The sequence below is a fragment of the Clostridium tetanomorphum genome (assembly GCF_017873215.1).
Taxonomy (GTDB): domain Bacteria; phylum Bacillota; class Clostridia; order Clostridiales; family Clostridiaceae; genus Clostridium_AO; species Clostridium_AO tetanomorphum.
Window position 1 is genome coordinate 82,751 of record NZ_JAGGKA010000015.1, and the last position, 13,004, is coordinate 95,754.

General features: G+C 28.5%; 11 protein-coding genes. 3 read left to right on the forward strand and 8 right to left on the reverse strand.

The annotated features are described in order from the left end of the window. Window positions 1-228 precede the first annotated feature (228 nt). Entirely contained in the window at window positions 229-1,515 is a 1,287-nt protein-coding gene (locus J2Z24_RS21800; RefSeq protein WP_051593109.1) for a sigma-54 interaction domain-containing protein, read from the reverse strand. 251 nt (window positions 1,516-1,766) lie between these two features. Here J2Z24_RS21800 and rocF point away from each other — a divergent pair, with 251 nt between their 5' ends. Next, window positions 1,767-2,663 (forward strand): arginase, encoded by an 897-nt coding sequence (gene rocF, locus J2Z24_RS14540; protein ID WP_035144731.1) that lies wholly within the window; start codon window positions 1,767-1,769, stop codon window positions 2,661-2,663. A 50-nt stretch (window positions 2,664-2,713) separates the two neighbouring features. Here the strand turns inward: rocF and J2Z24_RS14545 are convergent, their stop codons facing one another. Further along, window positions 2,714-5,590, reverse strand: coding sequence for a DNA topoisomerase IV subunit A (locus J2Z24_RS14545; RefSeq protein ID WP_035144730.1), 2,877 nt, complete (start codon window positions 5,588-5,590; stop codon window positions 2,714-2,716). 47 nt (window positions 5,591-5,637) lie between these two features. After that, a complete protein-coding gene (locus tag J2Z24_RS14550; RefSeq protein WP_035144729.1) occupies window positions 5,638-7,593 on the reverse strand; it encodes a DNA gyrase/topoisomerase IV subunit B in 1,956 nt (651 codons plus the stop codon). A 164-nt stretch (window positions 7,594-7,757) separates the two neighbouring features. Between J2Z24_RS14550 and J2Z24_RS14555 the strand changes: the two genes are divergently transcribed. Beyond that, window positions 7,758-8,138 carry a hypothetical protein gene (locus tag J2Z24_RS14555; protein WP_035144728.1) on the forward strand — a complete coding sequence of 127 codons (381 nt, stop codon included), beginning with the start codon at window positions 7,758-7,760 and terminating at the stop codon, window positions 8,136-8,138. A gap of 41 nt (window positions 8,139-8,179) precedes the next feature. Here the strand turns inward: J2Z24_RS14555 and J2Z24_RS14560 are convergent, their stop codons facing one another. After that, window positions 8,180-8,839: a TVP38/TMEM64 family protein gene (locus tag J2Z24_RS14560; protein WP_035144726.1), complete on the reverse strand. Its 660-nt coding sequence runs from the start codon at window positions 8,837-8,839 to the stop codon at window positions 8,180-8,182. A 336-nt stretch (window positions 8,840-9,175) separates the two neighbouring features. Further along, a complete protein-coding gene (locus tag J2Z24_RS14565; protein ID WP_035144724.1) occupies window positions 9,176-10,069 on the reverse strand; it encodes a tetratricopeptide repeat protein in 894 nt (297 codons plus the stop codon). 74 nt (window positions 10,070-10,143) lie between these two features. On the opposite strand from J2Z24_RS14565, the gene J2Z24_RS14570 reads away from it, so the two are divergent. Beyond that, entirely contained in the window at window positions 10,144-10,329 is a 186-nt protein-coding gene (locus J2Z24_RS14570; RefSeq protein WP_207714611.1) for an SH3 domain-containing protein, read from the forward strand. A 158-nt stretch (window positions 10,330-10,487) separates the two neighbouring features. On the opposite strand, the gene ptsP is transcribed toward J2Z24_RS14570, so the two are convergent. Genes ptsP through J2Z24_RS21805 form a run of 3 tightly spaced genes read right to left on the reverse strand, consistent with a single transcriptional unit; the run spans window position 10,488 to window position 12,982 of the window. Continuing rightward, entirely contained in the window at window positions 10,488-12,194 is a 1,707-nt protein-coding gene (gene ptsP, locus J2Z24_RS14575; protein ID WP_035144723.1) for a phosphoenolpyruvate--protein phosphotransferase, read from the reverse strand. Window positions 12,195-12,211: 17 nt separating this feature from the next. Next, window positions 12,212-12,472, reverse strand: a complete 261-nt coding sequence (locus J2Z24_RS14580) for an HPr family phosphocarrier protein (protein WP_035144721.1) — start codon at window positions 12,470-12,472, stop codon at window positions 12,212-12,214. A gap of 15 nt (window positions 12,473-12,487) precedes the next feature. Beyond that, a complete protein-coding gene (locus J2Z24_RS21805) occupies window positions 12,488-12,982 on the reverse strand; it encodes a PTS sugar transporter subunit IIA (RefSeq protein WP_035144720.1) in 495 nt (164 codons plus the stop codon). Window positions 12,983-13,004 lie beyond the last annotated feature (22 nt).

Below are 13,004 nucleotides of genomic sequence, written 5' to 3' on the forward strand. Positions count from 1 at the left end.
GATATAATAACCGGTTATAAATCCTATAGCTATAAATAGCAATTACTATGCCAATTATTCACATTTGTGAATAATTTTTGTAATCATTGTTGTATAAATAGATTATAAAAATTTTCTCTTGATTTTTACCCTTTGTATTTTTTCCCCACTTGGTGATAATTACCTAATATGATTGCATTTTTGATACTTTTTACCAATTTGTTCTTTTATATCAATATTGCTATAGAATTATAATCTATTTTTTCCCCAAGATATATTCTTTTCAATACCATATTGCCTAGCTTTAGATGCAACTGTTTTATGACTTAATCCTAAAGCTTTTCCTGCAGCATTATAACTTCCATACTTTTCAAGAGCTGTTTTTATTATTTTCTTTTCATAAACTTTTAATGGAAATATTGTATCTTTGCTATTTAATTTTAATATTTCCAATAGAGTATCATCCTCTAGACTTTTTTCAGGTACTGCCGTAGAATATCCCTCTGTTTGAAGCATATAATGTGGTATATCTGAAACACTTATGTAATTTCCTTCTACGAGAGTTGATATTCTCTCCATAATATTTTCAAGTTCTCTTACATTACCGGGCCACTTATAACTCATAAATACTTTCATAACATCTTCATTTATTTTTGTTATGTTTTTATGCATTTTTAAATTCATCTTTTTTAAAAAATAATTAACTAAAAGTGGTATATCTTCTTTTCTATCTCTTAAAGGAGGCAAGTTTATTGGAATAACGTTTAATCTATAATATAAATCTTCTCTAAATTCACCTTTTGCCACCATCTCTTCAAGATTTCTATTAGTAGCCACAATAATTCTAGCATCTGTTTTTAATGTTTCCTCTCCTCCAATTCTTTGGAATTCTCTTTCTTGCAATACCCTAAGTAGCTTTACCTGCATGCTCTTTTCTAAATCTCCTATTTCATCAAGAAATATACTTCCTCCTTGAGCTAACTCAAATTTTCCAAGTTTTCTTCTTACAGCTCCCGTAAAAGCCCCTCGTTCATGACCAAATAATTCACTTTCCAATAAAGTAGAAGGAATAGCTGCACAATTAACTTTTATAAATTCTCCCCCAGCTCTTTCACTTCCTCTATGTATTCCTTCTGCTATTAATTCTTTTCCAGTACCACTTTCTCCATATATTAATACTGTAGAAAGCCCTCTAGCAGCTTTTAATCCTATATTCAAAGCATTTTTTACTAATTTACTCTCCCCTATAAATTTAATAAAAGGATTTTTATTAACCTTACTTATATTAAAATATTGATATTTTATATTCTCATCTGTGTTATTCACTTCTGCATTTTTTACTAGTGCTTTACTTGTACAATTTAAAAAAATCTCTTTAATATTTTCTCCTAATAATCTTTCTGCATTAGCCTCTAATAAATTAGCATATAGATTATTTACATAAATAATTTTTCCACAATTATCTACTATGCAAATACCCTTTTCCTCTACTTCTTTTGATGCCTTAGTTTGTATTACTTGACTGCTTTCCTTCACAATTTCACCCCCTTTATACCATTTATTACTTTTATTATATCATAATTCTAAAATCCACAAATCAAGCCTTATAATGTTATATTTTTAAGTGCATACTAATTCTGAATATTTTTAATTCTCTGCATTTGTAAAAAAGACTTATATATTTTTTAAATATGTTATATAATTCTTTAACGTAATATAAAAGTTTCAAATATGATAATATGATAATAATATTCTTCAAATTACAATGAAGTTAAGGGGGTAATGTGATGGACATTAATTTAATTGGTGTTCCAATTTTCTATGGTTCAGACATAGAAGGTGTACAATTTGGTCCTAAAAAACTTAGAGAAAAAAATATTTATGGTATTTTAAGCAAATATCATAAAGTTTATGATTTAGGTGATTTATACGTTCCTATGGAAAACGATACAAATAAATTTTCCTATCATCCTAAAATGAAATATTTAAAGCCTATAATTGAAGTTAATACTAACCTGGCACAACAGGTATACGCCTCCTTAAGTTCTGGAAGCTTTCCTCTAATATTAGGTGGTGACCATTCCCTAGGTTTAGGAAGTATTTCTGGAATGAGCAAGTATTATAAAAATTTTGCAGTTATCTGGGTTGATGCCCATGGAGATATAAATTCTTACCTTACTACTCCTACTGGCAATGTTCATGGTATGCCACTTGCAGCTGCTATGGGGATAGGTTATGAGGATTTAACTAACCTTTACTTCCATGGAACAAAAGTAAAGACTGAAAATGTGTTCATTATAGGTGCTAGAGATTTAGATGAAGGCGAGTGTAAGCTTATAGAAGAAAAGAATCTTAATGTTTATTCTACAGAAAGAGTACAGGAACATGGCATAACTTCTGTAATTAAGGATGTGCTTAAAAAAATTAAAGAGTTAAATATTAAAGCTATTCATTTAAGTTTTGATATAGATTGCATAGATTCAAGTTTCGTCCCTGGAACAGGTACCCCAGTTAAAAATGGTATGACTGTTGGCGAAGCTAAAACTCTTCTAAAAACTTTAGGAGAAAGCAAATTAATAAAATCCATGGATTTTGTGGAGTTAAATCCTAAACTGGATAAAAATGATACAACAGCGGACTTATGTATGGATATATTAGATTGGACATTTAGATATATAAAGTAAAAAGTTAGGCTATACAGAATAAATATTTATTTTGTATAGCCTAACGCTTTTTAACTTTCAATATGTACAGTATTTACTTCGTCTTCCATAACTACTAATATTATATTATTTCCTCTACCTGCTCTATTTTGGACTTTTATGTTTTCTAAAGAAATATTTTCTTCATTTTCTTTTTTAGATTTAACAACTATGCTTTTATATTCTTGTCTATTTATAAAAGCACAAACCACTTCATCATCTTCCTTAAGACTTATTCCTGTAACCCCAGACGCTATTTTCCCCATAGGATTAACTGAGCTTTTATCAAACCTTATACACATACCTCTACTTGTAATTATTACTATATCATCTTCCCTATCTTGTTTAGAGAAATCTACAGCTATTAATTCATCTTTATCGTTTTTAAACTTATAGCCTAAAGTAGTAAAGTAGTTCCCTTTAAATTCACTTAGCATAGTTCTTTTTACTAAACCTTTTTTAGTAAAGAAATATACATCTAATTCCTCATCTTCATTAAAAGATAACACATTTAAAATTTTATTTTTAATAGAAGTACTTTCTATTAGTTCTATTATATTTATGCTTTTATCTCCTATATTTTGTAACATATAGGCAGGAATCAAAATTACATTACCATCACTTAAAAATATTAGTAATTTGTGATAAGTACTTGTTTTTACTATGTAATCGTAACTCTTAACCCTATCACTTATTCGCTTAACTTTTCCATTCTTCATTATTCCTAAATTAAAGTATCTAATTTCTTCTTCTCCAACAAACTCTGCATTTTGGACAAAGTCTTTATTGCTTAAATTAAACAATGAATTCGGTAAAATGTTTCTATCTGCTGATTCAACAGAAGGTTCTTTTATAGTAAATTCTAATCCTTTATTAGTTTTTATCTTTATAAATTCTTTTTCTCTGTTATTAGGTAATAACTCTATTTTGATTAATCTTTCATCATCTTTCAGTTTCAAAGCCATAATCTTTGTATAACTTGTATTATACTTATCTAAAGAAGTTTTCTTTATTCCTCCCGATGAAGTTAAAAAAATAAATTCCTTTGTATTTACAAAATCGTCTATAGAATAAACTTCTATAATTTTTTCTTCTTCTAAGTTAAATCCTTTAATAAATTCATCTACTCGTTCCCCTTTTTCTTTCCATCTCATTTCTGGAACCGCTATAACTTTTGTTTGATACATATTTCCTTTATCAGTAAAAAACACTAATGTGTCCTTTGTGTTTGAATTAATTAAAAATCTATTAAAATCTCCCTCTCTATATTCAATATCTTCTATATTAGTATTTGAGCGATTATAAGATTTTAATGGTACTCTTTTCATAAACCCTTCATTAGATAAAGTTATTACTACATCTTCCTGAACAATAAGCTCTTCTATATCAATTTTTGCTTTTTCATCATCCTCTATTATACTGGTCTTTCTGCTATCATCATATTTACTCTTTATTTCTAGCAGTTCTTCTTTTATTACTTTTAACAATTCCTTTTCACTAGAAAGAATTTTGTTGAGTCTTTTTATCTGTTTCTCCAATTCTTTATATTCTTTTTCAAAAGCTTTTATTTCAAGGCCTGTTAGTTTATAAAGCATCAACTCTAATATTGCGTCTGATTGTATATCTGTAAATCCAAATTTTGTAACTATATTTTCTTTGGCTTCCTTCTTAGACTTAGACCCTCTTATAGTATGTATAATTTCATCCATAATGCCTATAGCTTTAATAAAACCTTCCACTATATGAAATCTTCTCTCTGCAATTTCCAATTCCTTTTTTGTTCTCCTAGTGACTACATCTTTTTGATGATTTACATAATTATATATTATATTCTTAAGCCCTAAGGTTTCTGGTTTTCCATTAGCTATAGCTACCATATTAAAAGATAAATTACATTGAAGATCTGTTTTTTTATATAAATATTTAAGTAATTTATCTGCAGTTTCTTTATCCGCAGATTTCTTCAGTTCTATAACAGATCTAACCCCTGTTCTATCAGATTCATCTCTTATATCACTTATAGCTTCTAATGCTTTAGAATGTTTCTTATCTCCAGTCATATCAGATATATTCTGCAAAAGTTTTGCCTTATTTCTCCTATAAGGGAACTCATAAATCACTATACCTAATCTTCCATTTTCTAAATTCTCTATTTTAGTCTTTGCCCTTAAAGTAACCTTTCCAACTCCAGTTTCATAAGCTGCCAATAAAGATTTTTTTCCTATCAACAATCCTCCTGTAGGAAGATCTGGACCTTTTATATATTCCATAAGTCCTCGGGTATCTATATCTTTGTTTTCAATATATGCTAAAGTAGCATCTATAACTTCGCCTAAATTATGTGGAGGTATATTTGTCGCCAGCCCTACCGCTATACCAAAAGCTCCATTCACTAATATGTTAGGATATCTTGCTGGTAAAACTTCTGGTTCTTTATCTGAAGAAGAGTAATTATCTACCATGTTAACTACACCTTTGTCAATATCCTTTATCATTTCCAGGGCAATAGGAGTAAGTCTTGCTTCCGTATAACGCATTGCTGCTGCACTATCTCCATCTTGACTTCCCCAGTTTCCATGACCATCTATAAGCGGCTTTCTAGTAGTAAAACTTTGTGCTAGTATTACCATAGCATCATATACTGACGTATCTCCATGAGGATGATATTTACCTAAAATATCTCCTACAATTCTAGCTGATTTATAATAAGGTTTATCTGGAAAAGCTGAAAGCTTATATGCACCATAAATAATTCTTCTATGTACGGGTTTCAATCCATCTCTAACATCTGGTAATGCCCTATCCTTAGCTACCTCCACTGCATAAGGAAGATAATTTTCAGGCATAGCTTCTTCTATTGGTATTTCTAATATATTTTTATCCTTTGGAACATCTAATTTTTTAGCCATCAATTTTACCTCCAAGCAAAAAGTAATAGGCTGAAAATACATTCAGCTTAAAACTCAGCGTATTTATACATGTAATTCTTTCTTGGCTCAACCACATCTCCCATAAGTAGTGATACCATCTTTTCAGCCTTTGCTGCATCGTCTATAGTTATTCTTTGAAGTGTTCTAGTTTCTGGATTTAATGTAGTTTCCCAAAGCTGATCTGGATTCATCTCTCCTAATCCTTTGTATCTTTGAATTAAACAGCCTTTTCCTATTTCCTTCTTTACTTTTTCTAATTCTTCATCACTATAAGCGTATTTTACTGACTCTTTACCCTTTACTTGTTTATAAACTTTATAAAGTGGTGGAAGAGCTATATATAAATGGCCATTAGTAATTAATGGTTTCATATATCTATATATATATGTCATCCATAGTGTTCTAATATGATATCCATCTACATCTGCATCGGACATAATTATTATCTTATTATACTTTAAATCTTCCTCTTTATAATTATCAAGAACACCAGTCCCTATAGCTGTATTAAATATTTTAAGTTCTTCACTGCTTAATACATTTTCAAGTTTTTGTTTTTCTGTATTCATTATTTTACCCTTTGAAGGCATTATGGTTTGAAATCTTCTATCCCTTGCTTGTTTTGCGGAACCTCCTGCTGAATCCCCTTCAACTACTATAAACTCAGCTATTGAACAATCTTTTAATGAACAAACTGCTATCTTTCCTGCTAAAGGTGCAGTTCCTTTCCCTATTTTTTTCTTTTCTGCTTCATTTATCTTTTTTATTTTTTCTCTTCTTGCTGCTGCATCTAATGCATTATTGATTATTAAGGAAGCAGTTTCTTTATTATCTTCAATCCATTCGAAAAGCTTAGTATATGCTAAATCATTCATCATAGTATATGCTTCACTATTTCCTAACTTTGTTTTAGTCTGTCCTTCAAAAATAGGATTAGTTAATTTTATTCTTATTATAGCTGTCATTCCTTCTCTTAAATCATCACCTTCAAATTCTTTATCTTTTTCTTTTATAAGGTTAAGCTTTTTAGCCCATTCCTTAAAGGCTCTAGTCATGCCTGTCTTAAATCCAGTTTCATGAGTTCCTGATTCAGTAGTTGGAATATTATTTACATAACTTGCTATATACTCTGTAGAAGAGTCTGTAAATTGAATACAAATCTCTCCATACATGTTAATTCCATTAACTTCTCTTTCTCCTTCAAATAATATTGCGGGATTGTGAAGAATTGTTTTGCTTTCATTTAAATAATCTATAAAATCCAGAAGTCCTCTTTCTGAATGATATATCTTTTCTAAAGTTTCCTCTCCTCTATTATCTACAATTTTTAAAATTATACCTTTATTTTGAAATGCTAACTCTTGAAGTCTTTCATCTATAATATCAAATTTAAAATCTACTGTTGAAAAAACCTCTTTATCAGGCATAAAAGTAACTTTAGATCCTGTTTCTTTTGTATTCCCTATAACCTTCAAATCACTTACAGGTGTTCCAGGCATTTTTTTCTTTAAAGCTTTATCATAAGCATATTCAAATCTTTGTTTAAATATCTTACCGTCCTGTTTCACCTCCACTTCTAACCACTCTGAAAGAGCATTAACTACCGAAGCCCCTACTCCATGAAGTCCACCAGAAGTTTTATAAATAGAATTGTTAAACTTCCCTCCAGTATGTAGTTCTGTAAAAACCATCTCTACTCCTGATTTCTTTTTTATAGGATGTATACCTGTTGGTATACCCCTTCCATTATCCTCTATAGTAATACTTTTATCTTTATTTAAAATTATGGTAGCACTGTTTCCATAACCATTTGAGATTTCATCTATAGCATTGTCTAATATTTCCCATATGCAATGATGAAGTCCCTTTCCTCCAGTTGAGCCTATATACATACCTGGTCTTATACGCACAGGTTCTAATTTTTCTAAAGAGGTAAGGGCCGTTACATCATATAAAGAGCTATTATCTTTTTCATTTCCCATATAAATCCTCCTAAAATTAATATTACAAATTAAAATTATATCAAATATTTTTTATAAAAACAAACGTTCTCATATTTAAAGTTTTCATAATGGTTTCATTTTTCCCTAAGTCAGCATATAAATTTATTAGGACTATAAATATATTATAAGAGGAGGGATTTTTCATGACCAGCATAGTAGTTCAATATGTGCTTATCGTATTTCTAGTAGTAGGCATAGGTTATCTCCTCTATCTTCTTAAAGATAAGGGTATCCAAATAAAAGATGATTATTTTGGAATAACTCTTTCATTATTAAACACCTTAAGTGAAGATGAAGCTACTCCAGAAAACACAAAAAAAATATTAAGATGTATTTCTAAAGCCGTTAACTATATAGAAGTAAATTATAAAAATGCACCTAATGATATAAAAGAAGCAAAAGCATTTGAAATGGCTAAAGAATTAATAATATCTTTAAATCTTAATAGTTCTATCTCAGACGAATCTATAAGGTATTTGATTAGACTTTCAGCTGCTTTTTTACCACCAAAGAATGAAGAATAAATTATAAAAGGATTTTTGCATAGCAAAAATCCTTTTATAAACTACTTATACTCTTGTGAATTTGCTTTTTTAAATACATAAGTAGATGCAGCTGTTGCAAATATAATTATAATTAGTGGAATAATAAATTTTACTGAACAAGGATTTAATATATTTTGTCCCATAACAGAATAACATAAGGTTTCAGGTATTACTCCTAAGAGTGAAGCTAATATAAAATCTCTATATGTCATCTTAGTTAACCCACAAGTGTAACTTAATGGGTCATATGGTAGTACTGGTGGAAGTCTCAATAGAAACAATATTTTAAATCCATTTTTCTCCAAATTTGAATTCAATTTTAAAGCTCTCCCCTTAAGAATTTTATCTATAGCAGATTTACCTAGAAATCTAGAAAGATAAAAAGCCAATGTTCCGGACAAGAAAAATCCTATCATATTTAAAGTAAATCCTTTAAAAGGACCAAATAATATACCTCCAACTATAGAAAACATAGCTGCTGGCATAAATAACATGATAGGTTTTAGTCCACAAATAATTAAAAAACTTATACCTGCAAATTTACCATAATTTCTTATATAGTGAACCAATGTATTTATATTTAACTTTCTTATATTTATATTAAACTTCATTAAAATACCAATTACTAAAAAAGCCAATAGAATTACGGTAAATAATTTAAAAATGCTTTTTTTATTCATAAATAGCTCCTTTCAAATAGAGAATTTCTAAACTTTAACATTAAAGTTTTTGATTCTCATAAAGCTTCAGTAATTAAGCCATAACTTTAATTTTCCGTAATACTAAGAACTTTATATTCTTAAATATTACGAATTTTAACAAGAAATAACTATCCACTCATATAGATTTTATCATATTATTGATTAATAACAACAATATTTCTTAAGAATTAAGAAAAAATTTAGTTTCCATAATTAACCACAAGATAAAATAAAATCCACAGCTTTGCACTGTGGTTTTTATGTTGTTAAATTCCATATATAATATTAGCTTCTATTATGCTTAAAAACATATATCTATTGAAAAACATCTTTTATAGACTTAAGCTCTTCATCATCTTTCATATATTCTATAAAATCAGGATTTAATTTTACAGCTGTTCTTATGTCTTCAATTGCTTCTTTTATTAAATTCTGATGTACATAAAAACACCCTCTATTATAATATAAATATGACTCATAAGGATTATTTGATATACCTTCACTTATAGTAGAAATAGCTTTATCATATTGACCTAGTTCTTTATAAAGTACAGCTAAATTTAGAAAACTATATCCATGCTTTTTATTCTCTCTTATAGACATACTATAATACTTTATAGCTTTATTATATTCACAAAGTTTTTTTAGTATTACTCCCATATTGAAAAGAGCCATATAATGATTGGGCATAATCTCCAAAGCTTTTTCCATTTCCTTTAAAGCTAACTTATTTTTGTCTAATTCTTCGTATATACATCCTAAATTAATATGGGTCCAAAAATCCATAGGCTGTATTTCTGCCGCTTCTTTATAATATTTAATAGCTTTTTCTTTTTCTCCAATTTCATCATACACATTAGCAATAAAAAAATATGCTTTATGATAAAAAGGATTTATATTTATAGCTTTTTCATAGTACTCTATAGCTTTTTTATAATCTCCTAAATCATCATATAAAATAGCTAATCCATAATAAGCCCTTTCCTCCTCATCTATATTTAACACTTCTAAATATTTTTCACGTGCCATATAAAAATTTCCCATTTCATCATAAATAAGTGCTAAATCTAAAAGTAATTCTATATTCTTTTTTCCTTCTTTTAATTTATATGCTTTATTATAAAATTGTAAAGCTTTTATTAATTGAGCTTTCTTTTTAAAGTTTCTTGCAATATTTATATAGTTTTCTATCATGTAATTATTACTCATATCACCTATTCTCCAATTAACAAATTTCCATATTCATTATTATACAATATAGTTTAATATTATATAGACTACATTTGCAAATTTTAATATATATATTTCATAAAATCAATATTTCCACTAGTTCTTCCATACTAAGTGTATTATATAAAAATCAATACGCAGAAATAATTGATTATTCAAATGATGGTTTATGGTTTAAAATAAAAATAAACGGAGTAGAGGGCTGGTCTTCTGGTAAATACTTAAACTATATATATTAATAACTAATTCAAAAAGCTTTAAGGAAAATATAAATTTTATTATATTTTCCTTAGTCTGTTTTTAAAAAATAAGAGTACCTTGTAAAGAAATTATTATTTCTACAAGGTACTCTTATAGTTAGTAAACTCTATCATAAAATAGCAATTTCAGCTGCTATTTACTGGATACTATTTTTAAGAAATTCTCTTATTTCATGAGAAGTTCCTAATTCCATAACTTTTGGTACTAGTGTTTTGCAATCTTCATATTTCAAACTTCTTATTTTACTTCTAGCTTTAAGTACAGAAGATGCACTCATACTAAACTCATCAAGTCCCATTCCCAAAAGCAATGGAATTAAATTAATGTTTCCAGCCATTTCTCCGCACATACCAACATATTTTCCTTCTTTATGGCCATTATCTATTACAGTTTTTATAAGTCTTAACACTGCTGGATTGAAAAAGTCATATAAATAAGATACCTTTTCGTTCATTCTATCCACTGCGATAGTATACTGAATAAGGTCATTAGTTCCTATACTGAAAAAATCTACTTCTTTAGCTAAAGCATCTGAAATAACTGCTGCTGAAGGAATTTCTATCATTATACCTACTTCTACTTCTTCATTAAAAGCTATACCTTCATTTTTTAATTCAGTTTTACATTGTTCTAATACAGCTTTCCCTTCCCTTAACTCTTGAAGGCTTGATATCATAGGAAACATTATCTTTAACTTTCCATAATGTGAAGCTCTAAGTAAAGCTCTTAACTGAGTCTTAAATATATCTTTTCTATCTAAACATAGTCTTATGGCTCTATATCCTAAGAAAGGATTTAATTCTTCTTGAATAGGAAGATAAGAAAGTTTTTTATCTCCCCCTATATCTAAAGTTCTTATTATAACAGGATTGCCTTTTAGTTTCTGTAAAACTTCTTTATAAGCTATAAATTGTTCTTCCTCACTTGGCAATTCTTGTTTTGACATATACAAAAATTCTGTTCTAAAAAGACCAACTCCTTCAGCTCCATTATTTATAGCATTCTCTGCATCTTCTACTGAACCAATGTTTGCAGCAATTTCTACTTTTCTATTGTCAATAGTAACTGACTCTAACTCTTTATATTGAAGAAGATTTTTTCTAATTTCTTCCTCATCTTCCATTTTACTTTTATAATCATTTAAAGTTTCTTCATTAGGATTTACAATTAGGACTCCTTTAGCTCCATCTAATATTAATAAATCATTTTCTTTTACTGTGCTTATTTCTTTTCCTATACCTAATACTGCCGGAATACCAATAGAGCGTGCAATTATAGCTGAATGTGAAGTAACCCCTCCTATTTCTGTAGCAAATCCTAATACTTTTTCTTTATCTATCTGTGCTGTATCTGAAGGAGTTAAATCCTTAGCAATAATAATACATTCTTCCTCTATATCCCCTATAGATACATTTTCTGCTCCCATTAATATATTTATTAATCTATTGCTTACATCCTTTATATCAGCTGCTCTTTCCCTCATATAATCATCATCTAGCTGTTCAAAAATCAAAGCTAATTCTTCTGATGTAGTTTTTACTGCATACTCTGAATTCACTTTCTCATTAAGAATTTTTGAAGATATAGTTCCTACAAATTCTGGATCATCTAACATAAGTAAATGAGCTTCAAATATTTTTGATTTTTCTTCTCCTAGCTTCTCTTTAGTCTTAACTATAGTTTTTTCTAACTGTTGTTTTCCTTTTTCTACTGCTAATTTAAATCTTTCATTTTCATCCTGTACATTGTCTACTTTTTTTGATAATATTTCAGAATTATTCTCTTTTAATATCAATGCCTTTCCTATAGCTATGCCTGATGAAGCACTTATTCCCTCTAACAAATTTATATCCCCCTTTATTAATTAATTTTATTTTCTATTAAATCTATTAAAGATTCTACTGCTTCTTTCTCATCTTCTCCGGATGCTTTTATAACAATTTCATCTCCTTTCACACATCCCATAGACATAATTCCTACAATACTTTTAGCATTATAGTTATTATTATTTTTAATTATAAATACTTCTGATTTAAACTTTGAAGCTTCCTTTACTATTTCCATAGCTGGTCTTGCATGTATTCCTGTTTCATTTTTTATTACTATATTCTTCTCTATCATATGAAAATCCTCCCTTTATTCTTTTATATTTATTTTGCATACTATGCTATTTTCATCTACTTCTCCATAATTAAAATCTATATTATCTATTATTTCTTTATTAGTTATAACCATAGGACTTAATGTGGACTTAGCTTTTTCATTTATTAAATTTAAATCAAATGAAATTAATTTATCTCCTGGCTTAACTTTATCTCCACTCTTTACAAAAGATTCAAAGCCTTCTCCTTTCATCCCTACAGTGTCAATGCCTATATGAAGCAATATTTCAAGTCCTTCCTTTGATTTCATAACAATTGCATGTTTTGTAGGAAACACTTGAAGTATCTCCCCTTCTACTGGTGAATATAATATTCCATCCTTAGATTCAAATCCTATTCCTTCTCCCATCATATTTGAGGCAAATACCTCATCTGGAATATCATCTACCTTAAAACATTTCCCTACGAAAGGTGATCTTATCTCCACTGCATTTTTATCCTCTTTATTCTTCTTAAAAAAATTAAACATATTCTTGCTCCTTTCAAACTTT

Excerpts from the sequence above, each read along its gene's own strand:
- rocF (WP_035144731.1), top strand. The coding sequence starts at position 1,767 with ATGGACATTAATTTAATTGGTGTTCCAATTTTCTATGGTTCAGACATA.
- J2Z24_RS14545 (WP_035144730.1), bottom strand. The coding sequence starts at position 5,590 with ATGGCTAAAAAATTAGATGTTCCAAAGGATAAAAATATATTAGAAATA.
- J2Z24_RS14550 (WP_035144729.1), bottom strand. The coding sequence starts at position 7,593 with ATGGGAAATGAAAAAGATAATAGCTCTTTATATGATGTAACGGCCCTT.
- J2Z24_RS14555 (WP_035144728.1), top strand. The coding sequence starts at position 7,758 with ATGACCAGCATAGTAGTTCAATATGTGCTTATCGTATTTCTAGTAGTA.
- J2Z24_RS14560 (WP_035144726.1), bottom strand. The coding sequence starts at position 8,839 with ATGAATAAAAAAAGCATTTTTAAATTATTTACCGTAATTCTATTGGCT.
- J2Z24_RS14565 (WP_035144724.1), bottom strand. The coding sequence starts at position 10,069 with ATGAGTAATAATTACATGATAGAAAACTATATAAATATTGCAAGAAAC.
- J2Z24_RS14580 (WP_035144721.1), bottom strand. The coding sequence starts at position 12,472 with ATGATAGAGAAGAATATAGTAATAAAAAATGAAACAGGAATACATGCA.
- J2Z24_RS21805 (WP_035144720.1), bottom strand. The coding sequence starts at position 12,982 with ATGTTTAATTTTTTTAAGAAGAATAAAGAGGATAAAAATGCAGTGGAG.